This window comes from Flindersiella endophytica (assembly GCF_054779015.1).
In genome coordinates, this window is the sequence record NZ_BAAGYY010000008.1 from 44,431 (window position 1) to 61,872 (window position 17,442).

A 17,442-nucleotide genomic window follows, 5' to 3' on the forward strand; every position below is an offset into this window, starting at 1 on the left:
GCACTGTGAGAGTCGGCATCGACGTCGGCGGAACGTTCACCGACCTGGTCGCCGTCACTCCGGGCGGTGTGCTGCACCACAAGGAGCCCAGCACGCCGGACGACCCGTCGCGAGCGGTCGCCGACGGGCTGGCGGTGCTCCAGCGCGCCGGCGAGATCTCGCACGTCTCGCACGGAACGACGATCGGGCTGAACGCCATCATCCAGCGCAAGGGTGCACGGATCGCGCTGGTCGTGACCGCCGGCTACCGCGACGTGCTCGAGATCGGTCGCAGCCGGATGCCGTCGTCGTTCGATCTCTATGCCGGCAAGGAAGAACCGCTCGTTCCGCGGGACCGGATCGTCGAGATCGCGGCCCGGCTCGGGCCCGGCGGCCGGATCGTGGACGCGCCGGACAACGCCGAGCTCGACCGCGTCGCCGACTCGCTGAGAGCCACGAACGCCGACGCGGTCGCGGTGCTGGTCCTGCACGGCTACACCAACCCCGGCTTCGAGGCGGACCTCGCCGCGCGGCTGTCCGACCGGCTGCCAGGGCTGCCGGTCACGGGCTCTGCAGTGATCTGGCCGGAGGTACGCGAGTACGAACGCGCCCTGGTCGCCTGCCTCAACGCCTATATCCAGCCGTTGATGCGCGACTACTTCGACCGGCTGGAACGGCGGCTGGCCGACCTCGGTGTAACCGCGCCTGTGTTCATCACCGCCTCCAACGGCGGCTCGCTCAGCCTGCGTTCGGCCGCGGACCGGCCGATCGAGACCGTGCTGTCCGGTCCGGCGTCCGGCGTCACGGCGGCGGCCCGGATGGCCGAAGCGGCCGGGCTGGCTGAGACACATCCTGGCGTGGTGACGTTCGACATGGGCGGCACCAGCAGCGACATCGCGGTGGTCGTCGAGGGCCGGCCCGAGCTCGCGACGCACACGACGGTGGGCGGATTGCCGCTGATCGTGCCGGTGGTCGCGGTGAGCGCGATCGGCGCGGGTGGCGGCTCGGTGATCTGGGTCGACGAGCAGGGTGTGCTGAAGGTCGGTCCGGCCAGTGTGGGCGCCGATCCCGGTCCGGTCGCGTACCGTCGCGGCGGCGACCGGCCGGCCGTGACCGACGCCTACCTCGCGACCGGCATCATCGACCCGGCGACGTTCCTCGGCGGCCGGATGAAGCTCGACATCGCCGCGAGCGCGGACGCCCTTGCGGAGTTGGGTTCCAGGCTCGGGCAGGATGCTCATACGCTGGCCGCGTCGGCGTTGCGGGTGGCGACCGCCGGCATGGCGACCGAGCTGCAGAAGCTGATGGCACAGCGCGGGCTCGACCCGCGGACGTTCGCGCTGGTGCCGTTCGGCGGTGCCGGCCCGACGCACGCGGCGTTGCTGGCCGACGAGGTGGGCATCGCGCACATCGTCGTGCCACCGGCGGCGGCGACGTTCTGTGCGCTCGGCGCGGCAGTCGCCGACCTGCGCCGCGACTTCGCGCGCAGCCTGCGCCGGCGGCTCGACGAGGCCGGATCCGCCTTGCTGGCTTCGGTTCTGGCCGACCTGGAGGCACAGGCCATGGTGTGGCTGGAGGAGCAGGGCTCGGCGACACCGGAGTTCACCTGCGCTGCCGACATGCGTTACTCCGGACAGGCGTACGAGCTGCAGGTCGGGCTCGATGCCGGAGACCTCGGCGCGGCGGCTGTCGCGGAGGCGTTCCACGCCGAACACGAACGGCTGTACGGCTTCCGCGACGCCGATGCGCCGATCGAGCTCGGCACCGCTCGGCTGGCGGCTGTCGGCCGCGTTCCCCGGATCCGCGCGGCCACGGCACTGTGTTCATCCGGCTCCCACGGCCTCCGGCCGCAGGGGCCCACCCCACTCCTGCCGGCCGGCTCCGGCGCGCCGAGTCCGTCCGGCCGGCGCCGGGTGCTGCTGGGTGACGGCTGGCACGACGCCGCTGTCTACGCCAGGGACGCGCTGCGTTCGCGTGACCGGTTCGACGGCCCGGCTGTGGTCGAGCAGGACGACACGACCGTCCTCGTGCCGCTTGGCTGGTCCGCCCTCGTCGACGAGTCGGCCAACCTGCACCTTCGAAAGGCACAACCCGATGCGGCTTGACCCGGTCACGGTGGAGATCCTCGGCAACCAGCTGGGCGCGCTGACCGAGGAGATGTGTCTGACGTTGCAGCGGACCAGCAGGTCCCTCTACGTCAAGGAGACCGCCGACTTCTGCTGCGCGTTCGCGGGCGTCGACGGCGGTTTCGTCGCCTACCCACAGGGGATCGGTGTGTCCGGCTTCGTCGGTCTGAACGTGCTGACGGCCGTCCGTTCGGCCATCGGCACATCCAGCCCGCTGGAGCCGGGCGACGTCATCATCACCAACGACCCGTACCACTCCGGCGGGCTCGCCACCCACCTGACCGACATCCAGGTGATCGAGCCGTATTTCCACGAGGGTTCGGTCGTCGGCTACGGCTGGGCGTTCATCCACTGCTCCGACATCGGCGGCCGGGTGCCGAGCAGCCTGTCTCCGATCAACGACGAGATCTACCAGGAGGGCCTGCAGATTCCGCCGGTCAAGCTGGTGCGGGCGGGGGAGCCGGACCGGTCGGTCGAGGCGTTCCTGCGCGCGAACAGCCGTACACCCGAAGCCAACGTCGGCGACATCCAGGCGATGCGGGCGGCACTGCGTACCGGGCGGGAACGGCTGGCCGGCGTGATCTCGCAGCACGGGGTCACGACACTGCTGGCGGCACAGTCGGATCTGGTCGAGTTGACCGCGCGGAAGGCACGGGCGGCGCTGGCGCGGCTGGGCTCGGGCACCTACCGCTTCGTCGACTACCTCGACGACGACGCGGTTTCGCCGGTGCCCGTACGCATCTCGGTGACGGCCACGTTGTCGGGCGAGGGCGAGCTGCTGCTGGACTTCACCGGGACCGATCCGCAGGTGGCGGCCGCGTTCAACATCGCGACGCTCGGCACCGTCCACGCCTGGATCACGACGCGGGTGCTGGCGCTGATCTGCACGCTGGAGCCGTCGATCGCGTTGAACGCGGGGCTCATCGCGCCGTTGTCGGTGGTGGCGCCGGAGGGCTCGCTGGTCAACCCCGTCCGGCCGGCCGCGGTCGGTGTCCGGCACGCGGCGGCGTCCCGGGTCAACGACGCGATCGGTGGCGCGCTCGGACTCGCCGCGCCGTCGGTGCTGCCGGCGGCGTCGAGCGGGCTGGTCGTGCCGGTGGTGGTCGCCGAGCAGAGCGCCGGCGGGCAGAACGTCCAGGTGCTCGAGCCGATGGTCGGCGGCACGGGTGCGCGGCTCGGCGCCGATGGCGTCGACGGGCGCGACAGCGGAATCTCGAACCTGTCGAACAACCCGGTCGAGACCGTCGAGACCGAGATCGGCGTGGAGATCCTGCGGTACGGCCTGCGGCGCGACTCCGGCGGCGCGGGCGAGTGGCGCGGCGGCTGCGGGCTGGAGCTGACGTTCCGGGTGCTGGGGGAGGGCTCCCGGCTGCTGGCGCGCGGCATGGAGCGGCTCTGCTTCCGGCCCTGGGGCGTCCGCGGCGGGCGGCCGGGAGCGGCGACCGAGCTGATCGTCAACCCTGGAACCGGCGCCGAACGCCACCACGACAAGATCGACGTCCTTCCGCTGCGTGCGGGCGACGTCGTGACGCTGCTGACCTCGGGCGCCGGCGGCTACGGCGACCCGTTCCGGCGCGATCCCTCCTCCGTCCTTCGCGACGTCGAACGTGGTGTCGTCTCGGCTGCCTCCGCCGCGCGTGAGTACGGCGTCGTGATCGCCGACGGTTCGGTCGACGAACCGGCGACGGTGCGGATGCGATCCCTGCCCCGGGACTCTGCTCATTCGGCGGCTACGCCTCCGGGCGCGCCGGGCGTGGAGTTCGGCCCGGAACGGCAGGCCTGGGAGTCTGTGTTCGACACCGACACGGTCGACCGCCTGGTGGCGGCGTTGTTCCGGCTGCCGTTGCCCCGCCGCTACCCGACCCGGGCCGCCCTCTACGCCGACGTCCTGGCCGAGCTCCCGCCCGGATTCCCGAAGGCCCCCGCGACGGCGGAACAGACAACCGCCGCCCGCCTGCTTTTGCGATCACGGCTCGACGCGCTGTAGTCAATGCGATTCGATATACATATTCGGCCGGAGCGTTACGTAAACGTGTCTTCGATTAGGTAGCCTGAGACCCCGCAATTCGAGGTCGCATTTTTCAGATAGTGATCGCTGCTGCGACGAATTGTTTCGAACTCGAGATCCCTTTGATATGCGCTCGATGCGCACCGGATCTAGCTGCGATGAGAAGATCGAATGCGGTATAAGCCGATCTCTGGCAAGCGCATTCTCACCTCCTGACCAATATGGGTTCAGGAGTCAGATCCGTATGCGCGATTCGGTTGCCGGAGCGGCTCGCAGTAACGCATGGAGGGGATTATCTAATGCGATGGAAGAGGTACGCAGCGCTTGCCGGAGCCCTGGCTCTGGCCGCGGCGGCGTGCAACTCACCCGCCGATCGAGGACCCGGCACCTCGCCTGAGCCGTCGACCTCCCAGAAAGCAGAAATCGGGGCGACCTGGGCGAATCCACCAGTGCCGGCAGAGGAGGTCAAGGGCGCCCAGAAAGGCGGTACGGTCACCGTCGTCACCAGTTCGACGCCCGACACGTTCGACCCAACCCGGGTCTATTTCACCGACTCCCTGCAGATCATGTCGCTGGTCACGCGCAGCCTGACCGCGCTGAAGAACGTCAACGGCAAGTCCGTGCTCGTGCCCGACATGGCCACCGACCTGGGGCGTCCCAACAAGGACTTCACCCAGTGGGAGTGGACGCTTCGTGACGGCCTGAAATACGAGGACGGCTCGCCGGTCAAGGCGGCTGACGTCGCGTACGCGATGAAGCGGCAACTCGCGGTCGCCGAACTGCCGGACGGTCCGCCGTATTCGAAGGGTTTCTTCGCCGGCGGCGACAAATACGACGGCCCGTACAAGTCGGGCGACAACTTCCCGGCGGTCAGCACGCCGGACGACAAGACGATCCGCGTGAAGCTCGCGCTGTCGTTCTCGGACATGTCCTATTACGCCTCTTTCCCGTCGTTTACGGGCATCCCGAAGGTAAAGGACAACAAGACCGACTACGGCAACCATCCGATGGCGACGGGTCCGTACAAGTTCAAGAAGTACACGCCTGGCGTTTCGCTCGAGCTCGAGCGAAACAAGTACTGGGACCCGAAGACCGACCCGGTACGTCACCAGTACCCCGACGGGTTCGTCTTCAAGTTCAACCAGGACCCCACGGTGTTCAACAAGGCACTGATCGCGGACAACGGCCCGGACGAGACCGCGATCACCTACAGCAACCTGAGCCCTGAGGACTACACGCTCGCCAAGCAGGACGCGCCGGACCGGATCGTGCAGGGCCCGGACTCCTGTATCGGTTACGTCTACCTCGACCTACGCAAGATCAAGGACATCAAGGTCCGCAAGGCGATCGGGCTCGCGTACCCGTACGACCAGATCAACACGGCCAGTGGTGTGATCCCGGGCGTGACGTGGGACCCGTCGTGGGGCATCCTCACACCGGTGCTGAAGGGCGTCCAGAAGTACGACGTGTTCGGCACGGGAGGCACCGGCCCTGGCAAGCCTGAAGCGGCCAAGAAGCTGCTCCAGGAGGCCGATGCTGTCGGCTTCCAACTGACCTACTACTACAACTCCGAGAACCCGTTGACGGTCGACGGGTCACTGGCGCTGAAGAAGGGCCTCACCGACGCCGGCTTCAAGGTCAACGCGATCCCCGTGACCAGTGCGCAGACCCGCACGATCAACAGCGACCCGAACAGCAAGGCGAACATGCGTACCGGCGGTGGCTGGTGCCTGGACTGGAACGCCGCATCGTCGGTGTTCCCGGCTCAGTGGCTGCCCGCGCAGTCGCTGAACGAGGGCGGGCCGAATCCGTCGTACCCGATGCTGCCTGAGTTCCAGTGGCTGCAGGACGAGATCAACCGGATCATGAAGCTCCCGGCCAACCAGGCCCCCGCGGCCTGGGGCGCCTTGGACAAGAAGCTGATGGAGGAGTACATCCCGATCATCCCGACAGGTACCGGCGGCAACGCCATCGTCCACGGCTCGAAGATCGGCAACGTCGTGTGGAGCCAGTTCGCTGGCATGCCGACGTTCTCCGAGATGTACGTGAAGAAGTAGGCACAGAGAAGTAGCCACAGACAGGCACAAAGCCTGCGGGCGGGAGCGTCACGGGGGCGTTCCCGCCCACAGGCGTTTCAGGCCGGGTTCATTGTCCGGTGTGGGCGACTGTGATCTCGGCTGCGGAGACATGTCCGTTCCCGCCCGCCTTGGCGACCAGGCGGACGTAGCGCGCCGCTGCCGCCGGCCACTCCACGGTCTTGGTCGTGCCGTCGCCGGCCCAGCTTCCGGCGGCCACCTCGGTGTATGTCGTTCCGTCCTGGCTGACCTCGATCGCGTACGACGTGATGACGCCGTTGGGGTTGCCGTCCTGGCGTGGCTGGTACTGCAGAGCGATCGCCTGATAGTCGCGGCCGAGGTCCAGCGTCAGCGACTGCGGTGGCGGCGTGTACGGGCTCCACGACTCGTGCCACATCGTGCCGCAGTCGCCGTCGATCGCCTTGCCCGCTTCGTATCCCGGCTGCTGGCTCGTCGCCGAGGCGGTCATCTCCGACTGCGGCACTACGTGCGGGAAGCGCGGCACCTCCTCGTCCGGCGGCGTGCCCACTCCGAGCGCCGGCAGGGCCGTCCGGGAGACGCCGATCTCCGCCGCCGTCGCGGAGCGCGGGCAGCCGTTCACCGCGCTCGCCTCCAGCCGGACGTACCGTGCCCGCACCGGCCGGGGGAGCGGCGCGGTCTTGGTCGCGAGCGTCGCCTCCCAGAATCCCTCGGCCGCCTTGGAGAAGCTCCGGCCGTCCTCGCTGGCGTACACGGTGTACGCCGTCACCGCGCCGGCCGTCGACGTCACCGACGGCGTGTACGTCACACCGCCGACCGTCGTCGATGTGCCGAGGTCGAGCGTGAGCGCCTGCGGCAGCTGCGCGAGCGGCGAGTACTCCGAACGCCACGTCGACCAGAGCCGGTCGTCGATCGCGTGCCGGGCCGGGTAGCTGTGGCCGAAGTCGTTGGCGGCGTGCTCGCTGGTGGCTGTCGCGGTCATGCCCGAGTGCCGGACGAACGCCGGCCACGGCCGGGTCGGCGTGACGCTCAGGTTGTCGAACTGCGCGCGCTGCCACCCGCCGACCCGCAGCCCGGCCTGCCCGGTCGTGTGGCTCGCGTCGCGGACGGTCGCGAGCACCTGGCCGTCGAGCAGCGCGGAGATCTCCTCGCCCTGGAAGCGCAGGCCGAGCCGATGCCAGGTGCCGGCGCCAACAGCGTCACCACCGGCGTCACCACCGGCGACAGTGCCGGAGGCCAACGTACGATCGCGTCCCTGCACGTCCTGCGTGAACAGCGTCCAGGCGCCGGTGTCGGCGACCTGCAGGTGGTAGCCGGACGCGTTGTGCTGCTGGCTGTCGACCCGGCCGAGCAGCTCGACCGACCCCGGCTGGTCGAGCCGCGCGTCGACGCCGACCTCGTAGTCGCCCCACCAGCGCGGGTCGCCCACCATCGTGGTCGGCGGGATGGTCACGCCGTGCCAGCTGAGCGGCTGCACCACCACCTGCTGCTCGTAACACGTGCCGGCGCGGCCCTCGCACGGCGCCGCCGCGAACCCGCCGTGCACGTCTGCGAAGTAGCGCGCGAGCCCGAGCGAGCCGGCCCGTTCGAAGGTCTCGCGGTACGGAACGGGCAGCTGCGCGCCCGGATCCGCCGCCGGCCGGGCCGCGCCTTTCGCCTGTCCGGTCGTCGTCGAGAGCGTGTACACGTGACCGGGCTCGACGGTCAGCTCGTACGAGCCGTTCCTCGGCCGGATCGCCTGCTGGTGTACGAAGTCGTCGTCCGTGGTCGTGGTGGTCAGGTCGGTCGACCAGACGTGGACGGGCGCGGTCGACAGGCCTCCGGTCACGTCGAACCGCAGCGTCTCGGCCCCGGTGGAGTCGAGCGTCTCGACCACGGTCGTGTAGTCGGCGGCGGACGGGGACGAACGCTGCGGCGAGCGCAGGCTGACGTAGCTCGCACCGCCGGTGGTGTAGCCGCTGGCGTCGTCGAGGTAGCGCCAGCCCGGATCGGTGAACTGCGTCGTGTGCGCGTCGACCCAGACGCTCGGCCCGATCTCGTAGAAGCCGGACCACGGCCGTTCGGCGGTGAGCAGCCCGGTGCCGCCGATCGGGAAGTTGTCGTACCACGCGGCGAGCAGGGCCCAGTTGAGGTTTCCGGTGATCCGGCCGTCGATGTAGTGCCGGTTCATCGCCCTGGCGAGCGGGCCGGGCCCGATGTCGTAGTCCTGCGTGCTGTTCTCGCTGTCCCACAACGGCTTGCCGAGCGCGCGGGCGGCCGCGCTGACGTGACACTGGCGCTGCAACGTACGCCACTCGCAGACGTCGTGCTCGCCGAGTACGTCGATCGCGTCGTCCAGTTCGGGATCGGCCTGGATCTGTGGCGCGGGGAACCAGTAGTCCGGCGGGTTGTGGTTGTCGCTGGCGACGATCTGGACGTCGCCGAAGCCATTGGCGGAAAGGGCGTCCGAGAGCTGGACGTAGACGTCGCGGTTGAAGCCGCTCTCGTTGGCTCCGCCGAGGTAGTCGATCGTGAAGCCGTTCTGCCTGGCGCACTTCAGCCACTCGACGAGGTACTCCACCCGGTCGTGCGACCAGTAGCCGCCGTCGAACCAGCCGGGTGCGCCCCAGGGCAGGCCGTAGAACGTGACGGCGGGGTTGCGTTTCCTCGCCTCGCGCATCAGCCACCACTCGTAGCCGAGGCCGCAGTCGACCTGGGTGGGGGAGCGCATGTGGCTGGGCTCGGAGCCGACGGTCGCGTCCACGTCGCCGCCGATCTCGACCTTGAGGATGTCGAGGGCTGCGCCGTACCGGGGCTTGAAGAGATAGTCCAGGATCTGGCCGCGCTCGCGCTCGGGATAGTCGAGCAGCAGCCGGGACGACCCACCGGCGCTCACACCGCCCACGCCGTCGAATGCCAGGCCCTGGTCGCGGCCGTCGATCGTGATGCCGGTCGTCGTGGTGGCGGCGTTCGTCAGCCCGGCCGGTTGCCGTCCGACCTGCGTGCCAGTGCTCTCCGCGACCATGAACGGGACCGACACCAGTGCGGCGACGACCGTGTGCACGGCGACCATCGCGACCGAACGGCGGACGCGGACCAGCCGCTGCCGGAGATGCCATCCCAGTGCGTGTTCCCGCTGATCCGCCGGCGTGGCGTACGGGCGGTGTCGTGGACCCAGCTCCATGGGAATAGTCATACATTATCTGGAACTCGTGGACAGAGGTCAGACCGGGAACGGCCAGCGTTCCCGGGACGGCACCCGGGCAAGCCGGGCGTACCGGCCGCGGTCGGCGGTCAGCGCCCTCCGTCCGATGGCGGGACGGGCCGCCAGTTGAACGCGATCAGCACCTGCGCCACGACGTAGGTACCCATGACGACGAGGTCCTGGTGGGGAAACTCGAGACCCGTCACCCGCAGGCCGATCATGATGTCGGAGGCGGCGAACAGGACCGCGCCAATACCGACGCCCCAGTTGGTCGCGACCGCCACGGCCACCGTGCCGAACAGCAGCAGGCCGTACCCGAGCAGCGGCCAGCGCAGGTCGCCGGCTCGTTGCCAGGTGACGTACGCCATCGGCACGTAGAGCGCCATCGTGAGCACGGCGATCCACGGGCGCCTGCGCAACGTGCGCCCGGCGCCGAGACCGAGGCAGCCGACGATGTAGCAGAGGTGCGTGCCGGCGAACAGCAGGAGCCCGATCAGAAAGGCCGTTCGCCCTGCGAAGAGCAGCGCGGTGTCTCCACCCGAGGCCAGCACCAGGCCGGCGAGGAGGGGTATGGCGGCCGGCAGCTGCTCGCGGCGCAGCCGGCTGAGGGTGTAGCCCGCGAGCAGGAGCATCAACGGTGGCTTGGTGGCCACCCTCAGCCACTCGATGTCGGCGACGATGCCGATCAGCTGCCCCGCCGCGCAAGCGAGGCCCGCAACGGCCAGCGCCCCTCGTACCGGCGCGGAACCGAGCGGTCCCCGTGCGGTGCCCCCGGCCCGGCGCGCCAGCTTGTCCAGTCGTTGGCGAGCGTTCATGGACCAATCCTGGCGTGATCGCGGGTGTCTCGCTCAGGAAAGACGCGACCAGGCGCCCGAATTACCGGTCGAGGAACGGAATCAGCTGGTTCTCCTCGTATGTCAGGTGTGCTTCCAAGGTTTCGATCAGCCGGTCGACCTCGGCGAGCAGGTCGCCGTCGCCGTCGGCGATGACGTGCTGCAGTTCGTCCACCAGCGCCGCGATCCGCTCGTGTTCCACCCGCAGCTTCCGCAGCGGCGGATCGAGCTCGGGGAAGCGTTCGGCCAGCATCGGGAAGATGCCGGTGTCCTCACCCAGGTGGTGATGGTGCAGGCCCTGGCAGAACGTCAGGCAGTTGATCCGCAGTTGCGCGCCCAGGCCGGGGCCGGAGCTTCCGGACTCCGCGAGCTCGCGCCTGATCAGCGCGAGCTCACGCCGGAACGCCGTGTGGATGCGTACGAGCAGCTCGCCGAACGAGCCACCGCGTGGCCCGCCGCCACCCGCCTGCGCCAGCGCGACGACGGGGATCACGCGGGAGGTCTTGGCCTGGTAGGCCGCCCAGCCCGGATTCGCTTCGGCGGCACGGGCGAACGCCTGGTCGCGCTCGGCTCCTGTGAGCACGGTGGCCTTCGCGTCGTAGGTGAACAGCCCGGTCTCGATCACGGCCCGCGGATCGGCCAGCAGGTTGTGGTACCAGTCCGGGTGCTTGTCCGAGCCGGCGGCGGATCCGATCACCAGGACGCGTTCGGCACTGTCGGGCAGATAGGCCAGCGGCGTGGTGTGCTTGGCGCCGGTCCTGGCGCCGGTGGTGGTGAGCAGCAGCAGGCGGCCGCCCTCGAACGGACCACCGACCTCACCCGCGTTCGCGCGGAACTCGTCGATGATCTGCTGGTTGAAATTGGGCATGGATGTAGTCGTTCTCCTTGTGAGGGTGAGTGAGAGCTGGGCGCGGCGAAGCCGCGAAATGTGAAGCAGACAAGAGAGAACGACATCGGCGGGCTTCTCGCCCGCCCCACGGTCACCTGGTGACCGGGAACCTCACTCGTGCATGGCCAATGGCCGACCCGGCAGTCACGAGGTGCATGCTACGGGGCAAATCCCAGCCGGGCAAACTCTCCCTTGCGGCGGTCGGCGTACACGTCACGCAGGCGTTCTCGTTCCCGTCCGGCGATCCGGTGATCCGGCGGAGCTGCAGGACCTGTCCGCGGACGAGCAGAAGGCGCTGGAGACGCTGGGATGGTTCTGGCAGCACGCCGGAGCGTTCAACCAGCTGCAGTCGCAGCAGCCCGAGACGCTGGCGCACGGGCTGGAGGACTCGCCCGCGGGCCTGGTCGGCTGGAACAGCCAGTTGCTGGATGCCGGCCTTGACGACGACTTCGTGTTGACGCACATCGCGATCTACTGGTTCAACCGTACGGCCGGTTCGCCGAGCGCGACCACCACAACATCCAGTCGTGGAACGTCTACGACCTGACGTCGCACTACATCGCGCACTAGACGATCTGTTCCAAGGGGTCGCCTGACGCGCGACGCCTGGCATCCACGCTGGCTGCGTTGTCGTCGATCGCCGGAGGCCCCTCCTGGCTCCTCCTCCGCCTTGCCAGCGCGGCGCCATGCGCCGCGCGCTTGACCGGCGACCCCTTGGAACAGATCGTCTAGGCGCCGGAGCTGCCGGCCAAGGACATCGCGGAGTTCTACGCCAAAGCTGCGCCAGGGCTCGGCTGTGGCGCGGCGTCCGTTCTGGTAGACGAGAGGTATGAAAGTCCTCTTCACCACCACCGCGGGCGCCGGGCACTTCCATCCGCTGGTGCCGATCGCCCGCGCGGTGGTCGCCGCCGGGCACCAGGTCGCCGTCGCCTGCCCGGCTTCGTACCGTCCGACCGTCGAGGCGGCGGGGTTCCCGACGTTCGCCGCGGGGCGGGACGACGCGTCCGACCCCGAGGTCGCCGGGCTGTATGCCCGGCTGTTCGAACTGCCGCTCGACGATCCGGCCTCGTCGGATGCGGGAAACGGGCTGGCCATCCGGATCTTCAGCGGTCCCAACGTCCGCATCATCCTGCCGCACCTGCGTGAGGTCGCGGGCGAGTTCCGCCCGGACCTGATCGTCAGTGAGGAGGGCGAGCTGGGTGGTCCGGTCGCGGCGGAGCTGCTCGGGCTGCCGTACGCGACGGTCAACGTCAGCCTGCAGCAGCTGGCGGGCCGGTTCTACGACACGGTCGCGGAGTCGCTGGACCCGATCCGCGTCGCCAACGGGTTGCCGCCGGATCCGGGCCTCGTCCTCCGGCACCGCTACCTGCAGCTGACACACGCGCCGGACTCGCTGGAGGCCACCGGCGTGTCCCGGCTGCCGACGACGCGGGTGATCCGGCCCGAGCCGCTCGAGGGCGAGACGGGGGTGGCGCCCTCCTGGCTTGCCGAACTGCCCTCCGACCGGCCGACGGTGTACGCGACGCTCGGCACCGAGATGTCGAAGCTGCCCGGCGTCTATCCCGGGCTGTTCCGGGCCATCGTCGACGCGCTGGCCGACGAGGCGGTGAACCTGATCGTCACCGTCGGGCGCGACCTCGATCCGGCGGGGCTGGGCGCGCTGCCGGCCAACACGCGGGTCGAGCACTACGTACCGCAGAGCAGGCTGCTTCCCGTCTGCGCCGCGATGATCTGCCACGGCGGATCCAACACCGTGCTGGGCGCACTGGCCGCCGGCCTGCCGGTGGTGTTCACCCCGATCGCGGCCGACGGGCCGTGGAACGCCGAGCGGTGCGCGCAGCTGGGTGCGGGGGTGGTCGCTCCGCCGGAGGCGCGCTCGCCGGAGCAGATCCGGGCGGCGGTCCGGGCGGTGCTGGACGAGCCCGGCTACCGGGCTGCGGCCGGGCGGCTGGCCGGCGAGATCGTGGCCGCACCGCCGGTCGAGCACGCTGTGGGATGGCTGGAGCGGCTTGTGTCGTAGGCCGGGTTCGCCTTGCCCGCCTGGCAAGTCGGCTATGTCGGTGCGGGCGTCTAGGGTGCTGTGCCATGAGCCAGTACAGCGTCGTGATCGACGTTCTCCTGATCCTCACCCGCGGCGACGAGGTGCTGCTGGCCTTGCGGCAGGGCACCGGCTACGCCGACGGCTGCTGGAACGTCCCGTCCGGCAAGCTCGAAGCGGGGGAGCCGCTGGAGGCCGCCCTGCGTCGAGAGGCTCATGAGGAGATCGGGCTCTCCCTCGCGCCGGGCGAGGCCCAGTTCGTGTCGACCGTGCACTACCGCAACCAGGCCGAGGTCGCGCGGATCGGCTTCTTCTTCCACGCCACCCACGACCCGTTACGCCACGGCGAACCCGTCAACGCCGAGCCGCACAAGTGCGCCAAGATCGCCTGGTACCCACTCGACGCCGTGCCCGAGACCACCTACCCCTACACCACAGCGGGCATCGTGGCCTTCCGCCGCGGAGAGCGGCTGGTGCACCACGGCTGGTCCTAGCTCCCCCTCTGAGAGGCCGGCCACGCAGCGCTGGGACGCGCGGCCCTTGCGATCCAGCGGATTCGCTGTCGGTCCGTGGCCGTTCGGGGCTGCTGCCGCCCACCGGCTGGTAGCGGTCGAAGGCGGACTCCAGCTCACCCTCGAGCATCAGCGCGGAACGCTGCGCGACAGCGGGTGGAACCAGGAGCCGCCAAGGTCGAAAGGCCGACGCGAGCGCAACGAGGTCTCTCCGATCCGCAGCACGAAGTAAGGGCGGCCCAGCGCGGCCGCTCCGTGACCGCCGTGGCAAGCAGATCGGGCAGGTGCCGCCGTCGCGGCTGGACGGGCTGTCCCGGTCGGCGCGCGCTGTCAGGCTCGGCTTGCCTCGCGTGTAACTCCCAGGTGGCCTGGACGGTCCAGTCAACACAGGGACCTCGTTCCTGAGGAGGGCACGTGAGCACCTATACCGTGACCAGAGTCCGCAAGGAGCGTTCGGAGGACTGCTCCCACCGGCACCTCGAAGGCGTCATCACCGACTCGGGCCGCCACTACACGCGACGGCAAGTCGTCGAGAGCATCAGGGCCGGTGACCAGTGGCGAACCAACGGTGCCGGGCCGTCGGCGACGATTCATGCGCTGGCCTACTGCCCGCGCGGAACCTGCCTGGCTACGCCATACCTCGCCACCTGTTCCGGCGGCGGCGAGCTCGACAACCTGGAGGACCTGCCTGAAGGATGAGCACATGGACGACTACAGCACCGTGGCCGACCGGTCCTTCGCCGAGCTCGTGGCGGAGGCACAGGAGGATCCGGCGGTGCTCGGGCTGTACGTGCACGGCTCGCGCGTGTTCGAGGGGATGGCGACCGCGCTCTCCGACTACGACCTCGGCCTGATCGTCGACGACAGCGAGCAGGGCCGCCGGCGCTGGCAACCGCGGAAGGCGCACGGCCTCGATCTCTGGGTCACCACCTCGTTCGCCGAGCTGCGTTCCGGTGTGCTCGGCAACGGCGACGAGGATCGCTACATCATGGCCCACGCCCGGATCGTGATCGACCGGCTCGACGGCGAGCTCGCGGCGCTGGTCGCGGACGCCGGCACGTTCCCGGAACGGCACCGAAAGGCGCTGCCCGACATGCTCGACGCCTACCTCAACCTGCTCTATCGCTCGCTGAAGAACGCCCGCGACGGGCGCCTCGTAGAGGCGCACTTCGACGCGGCCGAGAGCGTACGGCTGCTGCTGTGGACGTTGTTCGCGCTGCACGAGCGGATCCGGCCGCCGAACAAGTACCTCCGCTGGGAGCTCGAACGCCACCCGCTCGGCGACCCGGGCTGGGAGACCAAGACGCTGCTGCCCCGCCTCCAGCGGGTGCTCGCCGACGGGGACGCCGAGACGCAGCGCGGCCTGTTCCGCGACCTCGAACCGCTCGCCCGCGCCAACGGCCACGGCGCCACGGTCGACGGCTGGGGCGACGACCTGCGGCTGATGCGTGGCTGATCCGTGGCGGCCCCGCGGCCGGTACCGCCGAATAATCGCTTGCCCGAGGCCGCCACCGCCTGTTGTACTGCTGCGGTCCAGTAGATCTACCAAGGAGAAAGTGCCGATGCGTCGTTCGCGTATGTCCGCTCCGAGACTCCCGTTCGCCTATCTCGAGGACATCACGAAGAGTGCGCATTCTGAACTTGGGAATCCTGGCCCATGTCGACGCCGGTAAGACCAGCCTGACCGAGCGGCTGCTCTACGCCGCCGGCGTCATCGACCAGATCGGCAGCGTCGACGACGGCAACACCCAGACCGACTCGCTCGCGCTGGAGCGCCAGCGCGGCATCACGATCAAGTCGGCGGTCGTGTCGTTCGCCATCGACGACGTCACGGTCAACCTGATCGACACACCCGGCCACCCGGACTTCATCGCCGAGGTGGAACGGGTGCTCAGCGTGCTCGACGGCGCGGTGCTCGTGGTGTCGGCCGTCGAGGGCGTGCAGGCCCAGACCCGCATCCTGATGCGCACCCTGCAACGCCTGCGCATCCCCACGCTGCTGTTCGTCAACAAGATCGACCGTTCCGGCGCGACCGCCGAAGGCACGCTCGACGCGATCGCCGGGAAGCTCACGCCCGCCGTCGTCGCGATGGGGGCGGCGAGCGGACTCGGTACGCGCGAGCCGGGCTTCCGCCCGTTCGGCGCGGGCGACGAAGCGTTCACCACCAGGCTCACCGAGCTGATCGCCGACCACGACGACGCGTTCCTGGCGGCGTACGTCAACGACGCAACGCCGCCGCCGTACGACAAGCTGCGCCGCGCGCTCGCCGACCAGACCCGGCAGGCGAACGTCCACCCGGTGTTCTTCGGCTCGGCGATCACGGGCAGCGGCGTACCCGAGCTGACCGCCGCCATCAAGGAGCTGCTGCCGGCGGAGCAGCGGGACGCCGGCGGTGACGTCGACGGCACGGTGTTCAAGGTCGAGCGCGGTCCGAACGGCGAGAAGATCGCGTACGCCCGCATGTTCACCGGCAGCATCCACGCGCGTGACCGGATCGCGTTCGGGCGCGGCAGGTCGGCCAAGGTCACCGGCGTCAAGGTGTTCGACAACGGCGACGTCGTGCAGCGCGGCGAGGTCCGGGCCGGCGAGATCGCCAAGCTCTGGGGCCTGGCCGACATCCAGATCGGCGACCGGATCGGCGAGCGTTCCGGCAGCGACGAGCACCACTACTTCGCGCCCCCGACGCTGGAGACCGTCGTCATCCCGGAGAACCCGCGCGAGCGCGGGCCGTTGCGGGTCGCGCTCGCACAGCTGGCCGAGCAGGATCCGCTGATCAACCTGCGCCAGGACGACGTACGGCAGGAGCTGTTCGTCTCGCTCTACGGCGAGGTGCAGAAGGAAGTCATCCAGCACCAGCTGGCCGAGGAGTTCGGCCTGGCCGTGTCGTTCCGCGAGTCGACGACGATCTGCGTGGAGCGGCCGAACGGCCCGGGCAGTGCCGTGGAGTTCATGGGCAGCGGCCAGGGCACGAGCACGCACCAGCGCATCGCGCCAACCCTGGAAGGCGATCCGAACCCGTTCCTCGCCACCGTCGGCCTGCGGATCGAGCCGGCGCCCGTCGGCAGCGGCGTACGGTTCAAGCTCGACGTCTCCGTGCACGGCACCATGCCGCCCGCGTTCTACAAGGCGGTCGAGGACACGGTTTACGACACCCTGCACCAGGGCCTGCGCGGCTGGGAGGTCACCGACTGCCTGGTCGTCCTGACGCACACCGGCTACGCACCGCGGCAGAGCCACTCGCACCAGGGCTTCGACAAGAGCATGTCGAGCACCGGCGCCGACTTCCGTGGGCTCACGCCGCTGGTCGTGATGAGCGCGCTGCGCGAGGCGGGCACGACGGTCTACGAGCCGATCCACCACTTCCGGCTGGAGGTGCCGGCCGACGTGCTCGGGCCGCTGCTGCCGGCGCTGGCCAAGCTGCAGGTGGTGCCGTACGCCCCGGAGACGCGCGGCACGGTGTGCGTGCTGGAGGGCGACCTGCCGGCGGCGAACGTGTACGAGTTGCAGCAGCAACTGCCGGGCCTGACGCGTGGCGAAGGCGTGCTGGAGTACGCCTTCGACCACTACCAGCCGGTGCGCGGCAGCAGCCCGGAACGGCCACGGACCGACAACAATCCGCTGGACCGCAAGGAGTACCTGCTGCGCGTCCAGCGCCGCGTGACCGGCCTCGGCGAGCCGGCCTGACGTTTCCGACAGGCGTGTGAGTGGAGCCCGGGCTAGGGCGTGTTTCGAAGTAAGGGAAGCCATTCGTTGATGGCGGTGATTTCGAGGATGGCTTGGTAGCGGGTGGAGAGTTTGTCGTAGCGGGTGGCTACGGCC

Annotated in this window: 12 protein-coding genes; 9 read left to right on the forward strand and 3 right to left on the reverse strand. The window is 69.6% G+C overall.

The features are described 5' to 3' along the window. Positions 1 to 5 precede the first annotated feature (5 nt). The 3 genes from ACYVF6_RS05225 (at position 6) to ACYVF6_RS05235 (ending at position 6,170) form a co-directional block, all read left to right on the forward strand. A complete protein-coding gene (locus ACYVF6_RS05225) occupies positions 6 to 2,084 on the forward strand; it encodes a hydantoinase/oxoprolinase family protein (RefSeq protein WP_460516364.1) in 2,079 nt (692 codons plus the stop codon). Then, positions 2,074 to 4,092 (forward strand): hydantoinase B/oxoprolinase family protein, encoded by a 2,019-nt coding sequence (locus ACYVF6_RS05230; RefSeq protein ID WP_460516367.1) that lies wholly within the window; start codon positions 2,074 to 2,076, stop codon positions 4,090 to 4,092. The genes ACYVF6_RS05225 and ACYVF6_RS05230 overlap by 11 nt, the downstream gene beginning before the upstream one ends. 320 nt (positions 4,093 to 4,412) lie before the next feature. Further along, positions 4,413 to 6,170 carry a periplasmic substrate-binding domain-containing protein gene (locus tag ACYVF6_RS05235; RefSeq protein WP_460516370.1) on the forward strand — a complete coding sequence of 586 codons (1,758 nt, stop codon included), beginning with the start codon at positions 4,413 to 4,415 and terminating at the stop codon, positions 6,168 to 6,170. Positions 6,171 to 6,258: 88 nt separating this feature from the next. Here ACYVF6_RS05235 and ACYVF6_RS05240 read toward each other — a convergent pair whose 3' ends face one another. From ACYVF6_RS05240 to ACYVF6_RS05250, 3 genes are all read right to left on the reverse strand, one after another. Next, positions 6,259 to 9,330: a discoidin domain-containing protein gene (locus ACYVF6_RS05240; RefSeq protein ID WP_460516373.1), complete on the reverse strand. Its 3,072-nt coding sequence runs from the start codon at positions 9,328 to 9,330 to the stop codon at positions 6,259 to 6,261. A gap of 110 nt (positions 9,331 to 9,440) precedes the next feature. Continuing rightward, positions 9,441 to 10,166: a lysoplasmalogenase gene (locus tag ACYVF6_RS05245; protein ID WP_460516376.1), complete on the reverse strand. Its 726-nt coding sequence runs from the start codon at positions 10,164 to 10,166 to the stop codon at positions 9,441 to 9,443. A 61-nt stretch (positions 10,167 to 10,227) separates the two neighbouring features. After that, a complete protein-coding gene (locus ACYVF6_RS05250) occupies positions 10,228 to 11,052 on the reverse strand; it encodes a nitroreductase/quinone reductase family protein (RefSeq protein ID WP_460516379.1) in 825 nt (274 codons plus the stop codon). Between the two features lie 172 nt (positions 11,053 to 11,224). Here ACYVF6_RS05250 and ACYVF6_RS05255 point away from each other — a divergent pair, with 172 nt between their 5' ends. From ACYVF6_RS05255 to ACYVF6_RS05280, 6 genes are all read left to right on the forward strand, one after another. After that, entirely contained in the window at positions 11,225 to 11,620 is a 396-nt protein-coding gene (locus tag ACYVF6_RS05255; protein ID WP_460516382.1) for a hypothetical protein, read from the forward strand. A 282-nt stretch (positions 11,621 to 11,902) separates the two neighbouring features. After that, positions 11,903 to 13,093 carry a glycosyltransferase gene (locus ACYVF6_RS05260; RefSeq protein ID WP_460516385.1) on the forward strand — a complete coding sequence of 397 codons (1,191 nt, stop codon included), beginning with the start codon at positions 11,903 to 11,905 and terminating at the stop codon, positions 13,091 to 13,093. Between the two features lie 65 nt (positions 13,094 to 13,158). After that, positions 13,159 to 13,605: an NUDIX hydrolase gene (locus ACYVF6_RS05265; RefSeq protein ID WP_460516388.1), complete on the forward strand. Its 447-nt coding sequence runs from the start codon at positions 13,159 to 13,161 to the stop codon at positions 13,603 to 13,605. 432 nt (positions 13,606 to 14,037) lie between these two features. Continuing rightward, positions 14,038 to 14,322: a hypothetical protein gene (locus tag ACYVF6_RS05270; protein ID WP_460516391.1), complete on the forward strand. Its 285-nt coding sequence runs from the start codon at positions 14,038 to 14,040 to the stop codon at positions 14,320 to 14,322. Between the two features lie 4 nt (positions 14,323 to 14,326). Beyond that, a complete protein-coding gene (locus ACYVF6_RS05275; RefSeq protein WP_460516394.1) occupies positions 14,327 to 15,079 on the forward strand; it encodes a hypothetical protein in 753 nt (250 codons plus the stop codon). Between the two features lie 170 nt (positions 15,080 to 15,249). Next, positions 15,250 to 17,307 carry a GTP-binding protein gene (locus ACYVF6_RS05280; protein ID WP_460516397.1) on the forward strand — a complete coding sequence of 686 codons (2,058 nt, stop codon included), beginning with the start codon at positions 15,250 to 15,252 and terminating at the stop codon, positions 17,305 to 17,307. The last annotated feature ends 135 nt before the right edge of the window (positions 17,308 to 17,442 follow it).